The sequence below is a fragment of the Kribbella sp. NPDC003557 genome (assembly GCF_040610805.1).
Classification (GTDB): domain Bacteria; phylum Actinomycetota; class Actinomycetes; order Propionibacteriales; family Kribbellaceae; genus Kribbella.
The window spans coordinates 442195-457682 of sequence record NZ_JBEXMY010000004.1 but is presented as its reverse complement, the minus strand read 5'-3'; the positions used below and the strand labels follow the sequence as shown (position 1 = coordinate 457682).

Annotated in this window: 14 protein-coding genes; 10 read left to right on the top strand and 4 right to left on the bottom strand. The window is 71.2% G+C overall.

All coding sequences use genetic code 11. The features are described 5' to 3' along the window. Window positions 1-187 precede the first annotated feature (187 nt). The gene (locus tag ABZW60_RS18650; RefSeq protein ID WP_355478338.1) at window positions 188-1177 is read right to left on the bottom strand and encodes a helix-turn-helix domain-containing protein; all 990 of its coding nucleotides are present in this window, start codon (window positions 1175-1177) and stop codon (window positions 188-190) included. Between the two features lie 64 nt (window positions 1178-1241). Here ABZW60_RS18650 and ABZW60_RS18645 point away from each other — a divergent pair, with 64 nt between their 5' ends. From ABZW60_RS18645 to ABZW60_RS18635, 3 genes are read left to right on the top strand one after another with little or no spacing between them, the layout of a single operon-like run. Next, window positions 1242-2453, top strand: a complete 1212-nt coding sequence (locus ABZW60_RS18645) for an MFS transporter (protein ID WP_355478336.1) — start codon at window positions 1242-1244, stop codon at window positions 2451-2453. Window positions 2454-2494: 41 nt separating this feature from the next. Then, on the top strand, window positions 2495-3115 hold the full coding sequence (locus ABZW60_RS18640) for an HAD family phosphatase (protein ID WP_355478334.1): 621 nt from the start codon (window positions 2495-2497) through the stop codon (window positions 3113-3115). Between the two features lie 4 nt (window positions 3116-3119). Further along, a complete protein-coding gene (locus ABZW60_RS18635) occupies window positions 3120-3662 on the top strand; it encodes a DUF1707 domain-containing protein (RefSeq protein ID WP_355478332.1) in 543 nt (180 codons plus the stop codon). A 7-nt stretch (window positions 3663-3669) separates the two neighbouring features. Here the strand turns inward: ABZW60_RS18635 and ABZW60_RS18630 are convergent, their stop codons facing one another. Then, window positions 3670-4800, bottom strand: coding sequence for a hypothetical protein (locus ABZW60_RS18630; protein WP_355479052.1), 1131 nt, complete (start codon window positions 4798-4800; stop codon window positions 3670-3672). After that, a complete protein-coding gene (locus ABZW60_RS18625) occupies window positions 4800-5939 on the bottom strand; it encodes a C39 family peptidase (protein ID WP_355478330.1) in 1140 nt (379 codons plus the stop codon). The genes ABZW60_RS18630 and ABZW60_RS18625 overlap by 1 nt, the downstream gene beginning before the upstream one ends. A 403-nt stretch (window positions 5940-6342) precedes the next feature. On the opposite strand from ABZW60_RS18625, the gene def reads away from it, so the two are divergent. From def to ABZW60_RS18605, 4 genes are read left to right on the top strand one after another with little or no spacing between them, the layout of a single operon-like run. Next, the gene (def, locus tag ABZW60_RS18620; RefSeq protein WP_355478328.1) at window positions 6343-6891 is read left to right on the top strand and encodes a peptide deformylase; all 549 of its coding nucleotides are present in this window, start codon (window positions 6343-6345) and stop codon (window positions 6889-6891) included. Then, window positions 6888-7820: a methionyl-tRNA formyltransferase gene (gene fmt, locus ABZW60_RS18615; RefSeq protein WP_355478326.1), complete on the top strand. Its 933-nt coding sequence runs from the start codon at window positions 6888-6890 to the stop codon at window positions 7818-7820. The genes def and fmt overlap by 4 nt, the downstream gene beginning before the upstream one ends. Continuing rightward, on the top strand, window positions 7817-9223 hold the full coding sequence (locus ABZW60_RS18610; RefSeq protein WP_355478325.1) for a transcription antitermination factor NusB: 1407 nt from the start codon (window positions 7817-7819) through the stop codon (window positions 9221-9223). The genes fmt and ABZW60_RS18610 overlap by 4 nt, the downstream gene beginning before the upstream one ends. Before the next feature lie 48 nt (window positions 9224-9271). After that, window positions 9272-10264: a DMT family transporter gene (locus ABZW60_RS18605; protein ID WP_355478323.1), complete on the top strand. Its 993-nt coding sequence runs from the start codon at window positions 9272-9274 to the stop codon at window positions 10262-10264. Between the two features lie 119 nt (window positions 10265-10383). Here the strand turns inward: ABZW60_RS18605 and ABZW60_RS18600 are convergent, their stop codons facing one another. Beyond that, window positions 10384-11343: a DMT family transporter gene (locus ABZW60_RS18600; protein ID WP_355478321.1), complete on the bottom strand. Its 960-nt coding sequence runs from the start codon at window positions 11341-11343 to the stop codon at window positions 10384-10386. Window positions 11344-11443: 100 nt separating this feature from the next. Here ABZW60_RS18600 and ABZW60_RS18595 point away from each other — a divergent pair, with 100 nt between their 5' ends. Genes ABZW60_RS18595 through ABZW60_RS18585 form a run of 3 tightly spaced genes read left to right on the top strand, consistent with a single transcriptional unit; the run spans window position 11444 to window position 15484 of the window. After that, entirely contained in the window at window positions 11444-12649 is a 1206-nt protein-coding gene (locus ABZW60_RS18595; RefSeq protein ID WP_355478319.1) for a cysteine desulfurase-like protein, read from the top strand. A gap of 32 nt (window positions 12650-12681) precedes the next feature. Then, on the top strand, window positions 12682-14262 hold the full coding sequence (locus tag ABZW60_RS18590) for a hypothetical protein (RefSeq protein ID WP_355478317.1): 1581 nt from the start codon (window positions 12682-12684) through the stop codon (window positions 14260-14262). A gap of 46 nt (window positions 14263-14308) precedes the next feature. Beyond that, window positions 14309-15484, top strand: a complete 1176-nt coding sequence (locus ABZW60_RS18585; protein ID WP_355478315.1) for an ROK family transcriptional regulator — start codon at window positions 14309-14311, stop codon at window positions 15482-15484. The last annotated feature ends 4 nt before the right edge of the window (window positions 15485-15488 follow it).

Sequence of the window (15488 nt, the reverse complement as noted above, 5' to 3'; positions counted from 1 at the left end):
AAGCCTCCTCTTCGACACCCTCGTCCCCCAGTGACGTGGTGTTGAGAGATGGCCTGCTGGCATCGACGACCGAGAGGGCTGATTCCCCTTCGCGAATGGAACCCCGACTGGGGCGGATGTCCCACAGCTCGGCGACCGGTCGGCGCCGTCAGCCAATCTGGCCGACGGCCCGGGCCGTTGTCAAGGATCAGGCGGTCGTGGCCAGGGTCGTGGACGCGGCCAGGAGCTGGTTGCCGAGGGGAGTGCGGTGGTACAGGACGGCCCGGCCGTCGCGGCGCGACGTGACGACTCCGGCATTGCGGAGGATGCTCAGGTGGACGCTGAGGGTCGGGGCCGAGACACCCAGCTGGTTGGCGAGGTGGGTGGTGGACATCGGCAGGTCGAGGTGGCTGACGATCGCGGCCCGGGTGCGGCCGACGAGGTCCGCGAGCGGGGAGTCGGTGGTGTCCTGGCGGTCCTCCCACAGCCGGCCGAGGCCGCGCGGCGGGTACGTGATCGTCGGGACGTGCGGCGCGCTGGTGACCGCCAGCCCGCGCGGCCAGGTGAACACACACGGCACCAGCAGCACGCCCTGACCGGCCATCGGCTCGCCGAAGCAGCAGTACGGCCGCTCGATGTCGATCCGGTCGCCGCTGAACTTGATCGACGGGTGCAGATTGCGGAACAGCCGCTCGATCCCGCCGGCGGCCAGCTCGTCCAGCCGGAACGCGAGGTCCTCCTGCAGCAGTGACCGCATCCGCCGCCAGTCGGGCTCGAGCGCGCGCCGCCAGTACGTCTCCGTCGCCGAAATGATCAGGTCCAGCGCCGCCGCCGGGCGCGCGATCAGGTCCGGCAGCATCGGGTGCGGCGTGTCCCGGTACAGCCTGGTCAGCTCGGCGGACACGAGCGCGTGCGGCGTCGACGCGATCGCGGCCAGGCCCGATTCCAGGCTCGTCGACCGGCGCGGCGGCGCGGGCGTCAGGAAGTCCGGGACGTAGCCGTCCGGCGGGATAAGGGCCCTGAGCAACGTCAGGTCGTCGCCCTCGATCGTCGGCCGGACCTTCTGCAGCCACGGCCCGTGCACGCTGCGGGCGGTGTTGTTGCTCAGCGCCCGCACACTCGTGACGACCTCCCACAACGGCGACAGCGCGAACCGGATCCGCCCGATGTCGCCGGCGTTCAGCTTGATCGTGATCACCAGCCAAGATTAGCCCTGAGCCTAATTGTCGACAACGCCCGCGGTGGACCGGGACAGTTGCCCCATGAGCGCAATCGCCGTCGGCAACCCCAGGTCCGCCGCACTGCCGCGGGCCTTCTGGGCGTTGTGGGTGTGCCAGCTGGTCAACCGGCTCGGCAGCTTCGTGCAGCCGTTCCTCGTCCTCTACCTGACCCATGACCGGCACCTCTCCGCGGGGACGGCGGGCGCTGTCGCCGCCGCCGTCGGCGCGGGATCGGTCGCCGCGCAGCTCGTCGGCGGCTTCCTCGCCGATCGCATCGGCCGCCGCCTGACGATGCTGATCTGCTTCTTCGGGACCGGCGCCGCGCTGGTGCTGCTCGGCTCGGCCCGGTCGATGGCGCTGATCTGGGTGACCGCGTTCCTGGTCGGCCTGCTCGGCGACCTGTTCCGCCCGGCAGTCCAGGCGACCGTCGCGGACCTGCTCCAGCCGACCGAACGGGTCCGCGCCTACGGTCTGCTGTTCTGGGCGATCAACCTCGGCTTCTCGGTCTCGACGGTCAGCGCGGGTGTCCTGGCCTCCTTCGGGTACGGCCTGCTGTTCTGGGTGAACGCCGCCACGTCGATGGTCGCCGGTCTGGTCATCTGGACGATGGTGCCGGAGAGCCGCCCGGCGCCCGCGGCGGGATCGGCGAGCAGGTCGTTGCTGCCGGTGGTCGCGCGCGACACCGTGTTCCTGCTGATGATCCTGCTCCAGATCGGCTACGCGACCATCTACATGCAGGGCTACTCGACCCTCCCGCTGGCGATGGCGGGAGACGGTCTGTCGTCGCAGGTCTACGGCCTGGTGATCGGGCTGAACGGCGTGGTGATCGTGCTCGTCCAGCCGTTCCTCGGCCGGTGGATGGTGAAGCTCGACCGTCCGAAACTGCTCGCCTCCTCGATGCTGGTGGTCGGGCTCGGCTTCGGCGTCGGCGCGGTCGTGCACAGCTGGTGGGGCTACGCACTGTCGGTGGTGGTGTGGACGCTGGGGGAGATCGGGTTCGCCGCGGTGATCGGCGCGGTGTTCGCCGACCTGGCCCCGATCGACCTGCGCGGCCGCTACCTGGGCCTGTCCGGGATGGCTTTCGGCGTCGGCACGGTGATCGGCCCGCTCGCCGGGACGAACGCTCTCGAGCACCTCGGCCCGACCGCCACCTGGCTCGGCTGCGCGGTCCTCGGCGTCGTGATCTTCCTCGGCCAGTACGCGCTGGCTCCCGCACTGCACGCCCGCGCCGAGTCGAACGCCGAGACCACCTGAGGTGAGCGGTCCGCCTGGTCGGCGTCTCGTAGGGTTGCGGTATGAGTGAGCGGACGATCGACGTGGTGGTGTTCGACATCGGCGGGGTGCTGCTGGACTGGAGTCCGACGTACCTGTACGCCGAGCTGATCCCGGACGAGGACCAGCGCACGCACTTCCTCACCAAGGTCGCCACGCCGGCCTGGAACCACCAGCAGGACGAGGGACGTCCGTGGGCCGAGGCGGTCGCCGAGCTGACCAGCCTGCACCCGGAGCACGCCGAGTGGATCGAGGCGTACGACACGGGCTGGCTGAAGATGGTCAGGGGCGTGTTCGAGGACACCGCCGCGGTGCTCGCCGAGCTGCAGGCCGCCGGCGTCCCGACGTACGCGTTGACGAACTTCTCCGGTGAGAAGTGGGAGATCGCCAAGGAGGCGTTCCCGATCCTCACCCACTTCGACGGCGAGGTCGTGTCCGGTGTCGAGCAGACGGTGAAGCCGGACGAGAAGATCTACCGGATCCTCATCGACCGGTTCGACCTCGACCCGGCGCGGACCTTCTACACCGACGACATGGCGTACAACGTCGACGGCGCGCGAGCGGTCGGCCTCGATGCCGAGGTCTTCACCGGTGCCGCGGACCTGCGCGACCAGCTGCGTGGTCGGGGCCTGCCACTAGAGTGAGCCGGTGACCTCCGTACCTGAAGACCGCTCGCCCGCGATCGGGGACGTGGACCGCAACGAGGCGGTGGAGCGCGTCCAGGCGGCGTACACCGGCGGGTACCTCACGCACGACGAGATGGAGCAGCAGCTCCACCAGGTGCTGTCGGCCCGGACCCGCCAGGATCTCGAGGTCGCCGTCGCCGCGCTACCGGCCGAGCAGCCTGGGCGTTCGGCGACCATCGGTGCGTCCGCCGGCCGGATCGTCCGGCGCGGCGTCTGGCGGGTGCCGCGGCACCTGAAGGTCGAGTCGCTGCACGGGCGGGTGCGGCTGGACCTGTCGCGGGCGCAGTTCGAGCACGGGGACGTCGACATCGAGCTGAACGTGCTGCACGGCGGCGTGAAGATCACGTTGCCGCGCGACGCGGTCGTCGACTTCGACGCGGTCCGCACCGAATGGAAGGACAGCCGGTACAAGCCGGCGCGGAACTCCACCGGCGCCGGCCCGCGGATCCGCATCACCGGCGTGATGGGCTTCGGCCGGCTGAAGATCCGGCACGCGCGCCGCTAGAGCCTGTCTAGAGCTCCGCGGAGATGGTTTCGGTGTACGTCGGGGAGCTCGCGAGGTAGGCCGCCTCGACGTACACGGTGTTGTCCTGGCAGGTCATCGGGGTGAGCGCGACGCCGGGCTCGGCGGCGTACAGCCGTTGCGGGGCGGCGAGGCCGGGGCGCCAGCGGTTGATCTGGTACGTCTCCTCGCCGGCCGGGCTCACGGTCCTCGTCTCCCACAGGATCCAGTTGCTGCAGGCAATGATCGTGTCGGTGACGACGGTGCCGAGCGGGCGGGCGGGGGAGTCGCCGGACTCCCGGACGTAGGCCTTGCTCTGGTACTGGTCCGGGTCCGCGGCGCCGACCTCGGACCACACGGTCGCGCCACGCAGTGTCGCGCCGCTCCACTGGATGCAATGGGTGGCCGCGGGTACCGGCTGCGCGGCGCCCGCGGTCAGCGGAGCAGCCAGGATGCGCTTGCACCGGCGAGCAGTCTCCGGCGCGACGATCTCGCTGAACGTGACCGTGTCGGCCGACACCACCGGATCGGCCACGTAGCCGGGGGCCGCGACGCAGGTGACGATGCGGGACTTCAGTGTCGCGAGGTCGGCGACGATCAGGCAGGAGCGGTTCTTCGCGTCGGTCGAGCTGTACGCGAAGGTTCCGTCGTACGCGCCGATCTCCGGCTCGGACACGGGCGGCAACCCGGCCGGCACGGTGGCTTTGCCGGTCGTGAGGTCGTAGCGGACCACCTTGATCTGCGGGTCGGGGCCGTCGGAGCGGATGTCCTCGACCAGTGCCCAGCGGTCGTCGATGACGACGGGGGACTGGGCGACGAAGCCGCTCGCCGGGACGTGCCGCACGACGACCTTCTTGCTGGCGCGGTCGGCGATCGTCGTCGTACCGGCCTCGTCGCTGCCGCGCGTGACGACGTACTTGCGCTGGCGGGTAACGAGATGCTGCCCGTCGACCGGCTGCCGCAGAACATTCGCCCAGGCCGGCAACGCCGTACCGGTGTCCGTTGGCGTCGACGGGGTCGCTGATGCGGTTGGTGTCGCCGGGGTGCGGCTGGGGGGCGGGCTGCTCCGCGGTGGGTCCGAGGAGCAGCCCGCGACGAGCAGGACCAGCAAGGTGCCTGCGGCAACGGTACGGCGCCGCATCACAGCCCGATGTTCTGGAAGGAGTTGGCCAGGGTGGCGTTGAACAGGGCGCTGGCCGGGATGTTCTTCGGGCCGTCGGTGACGTTGCCGCGGCTGTTGAAGCGGCGCTCGTTGAAGACCTCGAAGATCGCGATCGTGCCCTTCGCCGTGTCGTAGCCGCGGCCGACCTGGTAGTGGCCGCTGTGGTTGAAGGCGAGGTACGGGAAGTACCGCTTGAGCAGCTGAACGTGCTCGATCACCGGGGCCTTGTACACGCCGAGGTGCTTCTGGTGCACGGTGAAGAAGGTCTGCGCATTCCAGTGCGAGACGTTCTGCACGATGTACGTGCCGGCGGACTTCGGCCACGCGGTCTTCAGGTTGGTCTGCTTCACCATCGCCGAGATCGCCGTACCGGAGGTGGTTGAGCCGAGGTCCTTCGCCCAGGACGCCTGGGTGTCCTTCTGCTGGTCGTCGGCCCAGTCGATCGACTGGAACGTCGCCGGGCCGCACCAGTAGCCCTTCTCCTGAGAGGTCTGGTACCCCTTCATCAGGTACGCCGAGGCGGGCGCCGCGACCGGCGCCACCGGAGTCGACGGCACCGCGGTCGGCGTCCCGGCGGTGGGAGCAGTCCGCGTCGGCGCCACAGTGGGAGTGCCGGTCGGCGTGGTGGTCGGCGTGGTGGTCGGTACTGCGCTTGCCTCGTCCGGCGGTGTCGCGGGCGTGGTCGGCTGTGCCGTTTCGCTCGGGGTCTGCGTCGTCTGCGTCGTCTGCGGGTTGGGCGCCGGCGTCTCGGCTTCGGCGAGTTCGCGGAGTTCGCGGGCCTTCGCGCGGCCGTTCCAAGCGGCTTCCATCTCGTCGAGCTCCGCGGTGACGCGTCGGCTCTTCGGCAGTGCGGCCCGCTCGGCCACGAACGCGGCCGGCGTCAGATCACCGGTCGCGATGTCCTGCTCGGCACCCACCTCGTCCGCGGCGCGCAGGCTCGGCTCGGCCATCAGCGCGTGGCGCTGCGGCCCGGTCGGCACCTCCTGCACGAACCCCAGCCCGAGGCAGTAGTTCTCGGTGTCGAGCTTGAAACACCGAAGCATCGACGCGGCCTGCGCGGACGTGTCCGCCGACCGCAACTGCACGTCACCCGGCGACGTCTCGGAGACCTGCTTCACCACCTCACTCCACGACCGCGCCGGAGGCCGGCCGGAGCTCGAACTCGACGTCGGCTCCGCGCTCGGTTCCGCAGTAGGTTCCGCAGTAGGTTCCGGACCAGGTTCCGGACTCGGAGTCGTCGGACCCGTCGGTCCGGTGCGGAATTCCGGCTCGCGTGGCTGGTAGGCCTGGGCGGTGAGGGGTGCCTGGGCGAGCAGTGCACCCAGGAGGACCAGAGTTGCTCCCCGTGCTGCTGTGCGCATTGGGTCTCCCGAGCGGCGTGGGACGGCAGTGACTGAGGGTACGCCTGGGACCACAGTACGTGCTTGTGGCAACAAACGGGAGGGGCCTCCCTCCGGAAAACCACCCGGCGGGCCAACTAGACTTGCCCGGTCCCGCTTCGTGCAGCCCTGTGGAGAGTCTGTGTCGGTCCAACCCATCCGTCTGTTCGGCGACCCCGTTCTGATCACCAAGGCCGAGCCGGTCGTCGACTTCGACGCCGAGCTGCGCCGGCTGGTCGCCGACCTCACCGACACCATGCAGGACGCGCCCGGATCGGGTCTGGCCGCGCCGCAGATCGGGGTCGGCCTGCGGGTGTTCACGTACCACGTCGAGGGCGAGCTCGGGCACCTGATCAACCCGGAGCTGACGCTGTCGCTCGAAGAGCAGTTCGGCCCCGAGGGCTGCCTGTCGATCCCCGGCCTGACCTTCGACTGCCGCCGCGCGCAGTCGGTGATCGCCAAGGGCTTCAACATGTACGGCGACCCGGTGGTGATCGAGGGCTCCGACCTGCTCGCCCGCTGCATCCAGCACGAGACCGACCATCTGGACGGCGTCCTGTTCGTCGACCGGCTCGACCGCGAGACCCGCAAGCAGGCGATGAAGGCGATCCGCGAGGCCGAGTGGTCGGGCCTGGGCGGCCCGCCGCAGGTCAAGGTGTCGCCGCACCCCACGAACGGATTCGGTCTGTGAGAGTCGTCTTCGCCGGTACGCCGGAACCCGCCGTCACCGCACTCGAGGCGATCGTCGCCAGCCGGCACGAGCTGGTCGGGGTCGTCACCCGCCCGGACGCACCGGCCGGTCGCGGTCGCAAGCTGGTCGCGTCGCCGGTCGCGCAGTACGCCGAGGAGCTGGGCGGCGTCGAGATCCTGAAGCCGGTGAAGCCGAGCGATCCCGACTTCCTGGCCCGGCTGCGGGAGATCGCCCCGGACTGCTGCCCGGTCGTCGCGTACGGCGGCCTGCTGCCGCAGGCGGCGCTCGACATCCCGCGGCACGGCTGGATCAACCTGCACTTCTCGGTGCTGCCCGCGTGGCGTGGCGCCGCGCCGGTGCAGCACTCGATCATCGCGGGCGACGGCGTGGCGGGTGCGAGCACGTTCCGGATCGTGAAGGCGCTCGACGCCGGCCCGGTGTTCGGCGTACTCACCGAACCGATCGGGCCCGAGGACACGTCGGGCGATCTGCTGCACCGGCTCGCGGTGTCGGGGTCGAAGCTGCTCGTCGACACGCTGGACGGCATCGAGGCCGGCGTACTGGAGGCCCGCGAGCAGCCCGCGGACGGGGTGACGCTGGCGCCGAAGATCTCCGTCGAGGACGCGGAGCTGGACCTGACCGCGCCGGCGCAGCGGGTCGACCGGCTGGTGCGCGGGTGTAACCCGGCGCCCGGTGCGTGGACGATGTTCCGTGGCGAGCGGTTGAAGGTGCTCGCCGTACGGCTGACCGACGACGAGCTGAAGCCGGGTGAGCTGGCCGCGACGAAGTCGAGCGTGCGCGTGGGGACGGGGAGCAAGGCGGTGGAGCTGGTGACGGTCCAGCCGCAGGGCAAGAAGCCGATGGCCGCGGCCGACTGGGCCCGGGGCATCCGCCTCACCGACGAGGACCGGCTGGGACCCTCCGCGTGACGGATCGGAATGCGCGCAACAGGGCGCCGCAGCGGCGGCCGGATCGGGTGCGGAAGGTCGCGTACCAGGTCATCCGGCAGGTCACCGGCGAGGGCGGGTACGCGAACCTCGCGCTGAACAAGGCGCTCCGGGACGCAAAACTCGGCGGGCGCGACGCGGCGTTCTGCACCGAGCTGGTGCACGGCACGCTGCGCTGGCAGGGCACGTACGACGCCTTTCTGAAGCGGTGCGTTTCGCGGCCGCTCGCGGACCTCGACCCCGAGCTGCTGGACGTGCTCCGCCTCGGCGCCCATCAGCTGCTCAACATGCGGGTGGACTCGTACGCCGCGGTGGACGAGATGGTCACGCTGACCCGGTCCGAGCTCGGTCAGAAGCGCACCGGCCTGGTGAACGCCGTCCTCCGCAAGATCAGTCAGCGCACGCTGGACCAGTGGATCTCGACGACCGCGCCGCACCCGGACGACGATCTCCTCGGCTACCTGGCGATCGCCGAAGCACATCCGCGATGGGTGATCGAGTCGTTCGACCGTGCGCTCGCCGCTGGTCCGGGCGCCGCACCGCCGGGTGAGACCACGCACGAGCTGGAGCGGTTGCTGGTTGCCGACAACGACCCCCCGCGGGTGATGCTGGTGGCTCGGCCCGGGCTTGCTGATGTGGACGAGTTGGTGGCCTCGGGTGCTTCGCCGGCTCAGTGGTCGCCGTACGGGGCCGTGCTGGACAGCGGTGGTGATCCGGGGCTGATCGCGGCGGTCGCGACCGGGCGGGCCGGTGTGCAGGACGAAGGGTCGCAGCTGGTCGCGGTCGCGCTGGCGTCGGCGAAGGTCGACGGGGACGACGCGCACTGGCTGGACCTGTGTGCGGGACCGGGCGGCAAGTCGGCGCTGCTGGCGGCGCTCGTCCAGGACGGAGAGCTGACCGCGGTCGAGCCGCTCAAGCACCGCGCGGACCTCGTGCGGCAGAACCTGCGCGCGATCCCGGGCAACCACAAGGTGCTCGTCGGCGACGGTACGAAGCCGACCTGGCCGGCGGCCTCGTACGACCGCGTCCTGGCGGACGTGCCGTGCAGCGGCCTCGGTGCGCTGCGCCGCCGCCCGGAAGCGCGCTGGCGCCGTACGCCGGAGGACGTCGAGGAGCTCCGCCCGCTGCAGGAGGCGTTGCTGGACTCGGCGATCACGTCCGTCCGGCCGGGCGGCGTGGTGGCGTACGTGACCTGCTCGCCGCATCCCGACGAGACCCGCGCGGTGGTCGACGCCGTCCTGGGCCGCCGCGACGACGCGGCCCTGGAGGACGCCCGGCCGCTGTTCCCCGGCGTACCCGATCTCGGCGACGGGCCGGATGTCCAGCTCTGGCCGCACCTGCACGGCACCGACGCGATGTACCTGGCGCTGATCCGCAGGTCATGATGCGGACCTGCTGTCAGGCGCTACCGGCCGAACGATCATGATAGTGCGGTGACCATCACCGCCACCCGTCCCGCCCCTTCGACCCGGCGGCACCACGTCGTCGGCCTCGCCTCGGCGTTCGGGATCGGGATGCTGGTCGCGGTCCAGTCCCGACTGAACGGTGAACTCGGCGCCATCCTCGGCGACGGCATCCCGGCGGCGCTGATCTCCTTCGGCTCCGGTCTGCTGATCCTGCTGCTCGCGACCGCGGTCGTGCCGCCGGTCCGGCGCGGCCTGGTCAAGGTCTGGCGCACGATCCGGCGCCCGATGCGCGGGTACGGCGGCCTGCGCTGGTGGCAGTGTCTCGGCGGCATCGCGGGCGCGTTCCTCGTCGCGACGCAGTCGATCACCGTGTCCGTGATCGGTGTGGCGGTGTTCCTGGTGGCGGGTGTGGCCGGGCAGGCGATCAGCAGCCTGGTCGTCGACCGTCTCGGGTTCGGTCCGGCCGGCCCGCAGCCGCTGACCGCCGTCCGCGTGGTCGGTGCGGTGATCGCGCTGGCCGCGGTCGGACTGGCCGTGTCCGAGCAGTTGAGTCACCCCGACGGCCTGCTGCTGGCGATCCTGCCTGCGCTGGGTGGTGTCGGCACGGCCGTGCAGCAGGCGATCAACGGGCGGGTGGCGCGGACCGCGTCCTCCGACGCGTACGGCGCGGTCGCGGCCGGGGTGGTGAACTTCCTGGTCGGCTTCGCCGCGCTGCTGCTGGTGTTCCTCGTCGACCTCTCGCTCCGCGGTGCGCCGCGGCACCTGCCGAGCGAGCCCTGGCTGTACTTCGGCGGCGCGTGCGGCGTGATCTTCATCAGCGCGGCGGCCGCGGTGGTCCGGGTCGTCGGCGTCTTCGTCCTCGGCCTCGGCACGATCGCCGGCCAGCTGATCGCCAGCCTGTTCATCGACATCTTCCTGCCGGTGGCGGACAAGCCCGTCACCACGCCAGTCGTCGCCGGCACCCTGCTCGCGTTGGTCGCGGTGGTCGTCGCGGCGATCCCCAACCTCCGCCGCATCTGACCAGCGAGGGGCGGACCTCCAGCACTCACCAACCGCTGCCCGCCCCGGCGCCCGACGCTCAGACCCGGCCGGCGGCCACCCGCCGGGCGGGGTTACTGAGTGGTGCAGGTCCGCACCCCTCAGGTTGCAGCGGCCGCAACGACTGGCTTGCGGCGCAGGGTCAGCACGCCCTGGGAGACGGCGACGCCGAAGAGGACGACCAGGCCGCCGACCGGCTGGTACCAGGTGAGGTGTTCGTGCAGGACGAGGATGCCGACGACGATCGAGAAGATCGGCATCAGGTACGTGACCATCGACGAGCGGCTGGCGCCGATCAGGCGGATGTTGCGCATGTTCAGCACGAAGGCCAGCCCGCTGCCCAGCGCGCCCAGGGCGAGAACGCTCAGCACGGTCTCCGCGGACAGCGACCACGGCGCGGGCGGCGCCTGCCGGGTGACCAGCGGAGCGACGACGGCGAGCTGCACGGTTGCGCAGAGCAACAAGCTTGTGGACAGCGCGGTGCCGGACAGCGTCGTGCCGGCCAGGAACCGTTTCTGGTAGGGGATCGCCAGCCCGTACGACACCGCGGCGAGCATGCACAGCGCCTGACCGGTGAGGTCCGCGCCGCCCTGCACCCTCCAGGCGCCGAGCACGACGAGCATCCCGGCGAACCCGATCAGCAGCCCGGCGCCACGCTGCGCCGAGAACTTCTCGGTCCGGAAGAACAGCACCGCGATCGGCAGCACGACCAGCGGGGTGATGCCGTTCCAGATGCCGGCCAGCAGCGACGGGATCCGCTCCTCGCCGTACCCGAACAGCGTCCACGGGATCGCCGAGCCGATCGCCCCGACCACGAACGAGTGCGCCCACAGCCGCGGGTCGCGCGGCAGCGGCTCGCGCTTGGCGACCAGGATCGTGAGCAGCACGAGGGACCCGGCGATCACCCGGCCGAGCGCGAGGTAGAGCGGCGGCAACTCGCGGACGCCGACCGAGATGAACAGGAAGCTGCAGCCCCAGATGGCCGCTAGCGCCAGCATGATCGGGAGCCAGGCCCGGACCGGGGCCGGCGCGGTGCTGTCAGGAGTCGTTAGCGTGCTCACTCCTGACATCCTGCACTACTCCTCGGACAGTTCGCGCATTTTTATCCGTATTCGGGCAGCCGCTGGCGCGGGCTGTCAGGAGCGAGAGAGGATGACGCGCATGAATGCCTTCGACGTGGTCGCCGTCCGCAAGCAGTTCCCCGCGCTCGACGAGGGCGCCGCGCACTTCGACGGCCCCGGTGGGTCGCAGACGCCGCAGGCCGTGGCCGACGCGGTGGCGGGAGCCATGACGTCGGCACTGGCCAACCGCGGCCGGCTGACCGCCGCCGAGCGCCGGGCCGACGAGATCGTCGTCGGCGCCCGGCAGGCGATGGCCGACCTGCTCGGCACCACCCCCGAGGGGATCGTGTTCGGCCGCAGCATGACGCAGCTGACCTACGACTTCTCCCGCACGCTCGCGAGGACCTGGTCCGCGGGCGACGAGGTGATCATCACCCGCCTCGACCACGACGCGAACGTCCGCCCGTGGGTGCAGGCCGCCGAGGCCGCCGGCGCCACGGTCAAGTGGCTCGGCTTCGACCCGGAGACCTCCGAGCTGGACGACATCGCGCCGCTGCTCACCGACCGCACCCGCCTGGTCGCGGTGACCGCCGCGTCGAACCTCCTCGGCACCCGTCCCGACACCCAGCGGATCGCCGGCCAGGTCCACGAGGCCGGCGCGCTGATCTACGTCGACGGCGTCCACCTGACCGCCCACGCGCCGATCGACGCGCGGTACGCCGACTTCTACGTGTGCTCGCCGTACAAGTTCTTCGGCCCGCATCTCGGCGTCCTGACCGCGGCGCCGGAGCTTCTCGAGACGCTGCGGCCCGACAAGCTGCTGCCGTCGACGGATGCCGTGCCGGAGCGCTTCGAGCTGGGCACCTTGCCGTACGAGCTGCTCGCGGGCACGACGGCCGCGGTCGACTTCATCGCCGGTCTCGCGGGCACCGGCAGCACGCGGCGCGAGCGTCTGATGACCTCCCTGCAGAGCGTCGAGGAGCACGAGGACGCGCTGCGCGACGAGCTGGAGGCAGGCCTCAAGGCGATCCCCGGCGTCACGCTCTACGGCCGCGCCGCGCACCGCACGCCGACCCTGCTGTTCACGCTCGACGGTCACACGCCGGCCGAGGTGTCCGAGCACCTCGCCAAGGCGGGTGTGAACGCCCCGGCCGGTTCGTTCTACGCCTACGAGCCCGCGCAGCACCTCGGACTCGGCCCGGCGGGTGCGATCCGCGCCGGTCTCGCGCCGTACACGGACCGGTCGGACGTTGCGCGTCTCGTGGCCGCGCTGACCGCCTTGACCGGCCCGAGCGCGACTAACTAAAGTCTCTGGGGAAATTAACCCGAGGGAGTCAGGTGAGAGAACCGAACGCTGTTTTCGTCCAGGCGGACCCCTCGGACGGCTTGACCGGTCCGGCGCGGGCCGGCGTCGAGGTCAGCTGGAACGACGGGACGGTCGAGGTCACCGCGGCGAAGGTCTCCCGGGTCGCCCTGCGCTGGTCGGAGAAGCTGCCGGACGACGCCCTGATCCTCGGCGACGCGTGGGAACGCTCGTACGGCGACCTGCAGTGGCGGCACCGGCAGCCCGAGCGGCTGCTGCCGTGGTACTTCCTCGCCCACTCCGCCGCGGGCACCTTCGGCATGGGTGTCGACGTGCAGCCGAACGCGTTCTGTGCCTGGACCGTCGACCGCGACGGCTTCACGCTCTGGCTCGATCTGCGCAACGGCGGTGGGCCGGCGCTTTTGGACGGTCGTACGCTGACAGCAGCGGTCGTGCGACGATTCGAGGACGCCGGCACCCCCTGGCAGACCCTGCACGCAGCGGTCGCCTCCATGAGCACCCGGCTACCGGCGCGACCTGAGCCCGCGCCGGTGGCCGGGCCTGTCGCCGGGCCTGTGGTAGGTGCCAACAACTGGTACTACGCCTACGGCGAGAACTTCGACGAGAAGGCGGTCCTCCAGGACGCCTCGACGATCGTCGAGCTCGCCGACGGTCACCCGGTGCGGCCGTTCAGCGTCGTCGACGACGGCTGGTACCCGGGCGGCATCGCCTCCGGCGGCCCCTGGGACCGCGGTACGCCGGGCGTCTTCGACGACCTGGCCGGCACGGCGGCCGCGATCAAGGCGATCGGCGCGCGCCCGGGCCTCTGGTTCCGCCCCCTGCTGGTGCGCGAGCCGTCGGCGCTGGCGTCGAAAGGCCCGCACGACAAGCCGGGCCGCGCCCTCGACCCGAGCCGCCCGGAGGTCCTGGACGGGGTCCGCGCCGACCTCGAACGCTTCCGGTCCTGGGGCTTCGAGCTGGTCAAGCACGACTTCAGCACGTACGACGTGTTCGGCAACTTCGGCCCTGCGATGGGATCGAGACTCACCAGCGGCGGCTGGCAGTTCCACGACAAGTCCCGGACGACCGCCGAGATCGTCCTGGCGTTCTACCGCGAGATCCGGGCGGCGGCGGACGACGTCGTACTGATCGGCTGCAACACCGTCGGCCACCTCGCCGCGGGGCTCGTCGACGTCCAGCGGACCGGCGACGACACGTCCGGCCGGGACTGGGAGCGGACCCGGAAGATGGGCGTGAACACGCTCGCGTTCCGGCTCCCGCAGCACAACCGCTTCTTCACGGTCGACGCCGACTGTGTCCCGTGCACGCCGCAGACGCCGTGGGAGCTGAACGAACGGTTCCTCGACCTGGTCGCACGCTCCGGCACGGCGCTGTTCCTGTCGATCGATCCCGCCGCCCGGACGGAGCGGTCGGACCGGGCGCTGCGGGACGGTATACGGTTGGCGCTCGACGGTGGTGCCGTCGGTCGTGGTGAGGAGTCCGGCATCGAGCCGGTCGACTGGCTGGTCAACACCACGCCGAACGTGTGGCGGGCGGGCGACGAGACCATCGACTACGACTGGTCGCAACCGTGGGGTGCGGATCCAATTGGTTAGACGGGGGACGAACCTCGATCGCGTCGGGGGATTCAACGATGCCGTCGTGCTGGACGCGATCCGCCGCAGCGAGCAGCTGAGCCGCGTCGAGCTCGCCGAGGCGACCGGCCTGTCCGGCCAGGCGATCTCCAACATCGTGCGCCGCCTGCTCGACGCGGGCCTGGTCCGCGAAGCCGGACGGCTGCGCGGCGCGGGCCTCGGCAAGCCGCGGACCCTGCTCGAGCTCGAGCCCACCGGCCGGTACGCCGTCGGCGTCCACCTCGACCCGTCCGTCGTGACCGTCGTCCTGCTGGACCTGACCGGCGAGGTGGTCGCGCGCCGCCCCGTGGACCAGTACGCCGACGACCCCGGCCTGCTGATCGACGGCATCGCGAAGACGATCGAGGAAGTCATCGCCGAGGCCGGTGCGCCGTGGGACCGGGTGACCGGCGTCGGGATCGCCGCGCCCGGACCGATCGACGTCGAGCGTGGCGTGGTGGTCGACCCGCCGAACCTGTCGACCTGGCATCTGGTGCCGCTGCGCGACGAGCTGGGTGAACGGACCGGTCTGCCGATCGTCCTGGACAAGGACGTCACCGCGGCCGCGTCCGCCGAGCGGTGGGCCGGGCAGGGCGGCAGCTTCGTGTTCTTCTACCTCGGCACCGGTGTCGGCGCCGGGCTGGTGATCGGTGACGAGGTGGTCCGCGGCTCGTCCAGCAACGTCGGCGAGATCGGCCACGTGATCGTCGATCCGGACGGTCCGCTGTGCTACTGCGGACGGCGCGGCTGCGTCGGCGAAGCCAGCCAGCCGCGCTACCTGGTGCAGCAGGGCGTGCGGGCCCAAGTACTTGCCGACGGCATCGACCTCGACGACCGGCAGGCCGTCGAGGCGGCCTTCGCCCGGCTCTGCGCGCTCGCCGCGGACGGCTCCGGGCCCGCACGGACCATCGTCACCACGCTCGCGGAACGGATCGCCAAGGTGGTCGAGGACGTGGCGAACCTGCTCGACCTGGAGCGCGTGGTCTTCGGCGGCCCGCACTGGGAACACCTCGCCCCGGTCCTCGACGACGCGGTCCGCGAGGCGCTGGCGGGACGCTTCCTGCTGCAGGCGGTGCACCCGTTCGAGGTGACCGGTACGGCGCTCGGCGTGGACGTCGGCGCGATCGGCGCCGCGAGCCTGGTCCTGGACCGGACGTTCTCGCCCGACCCCTCTCTCGGCCTGACTCTTGATGGTGAAAGGTAGATGT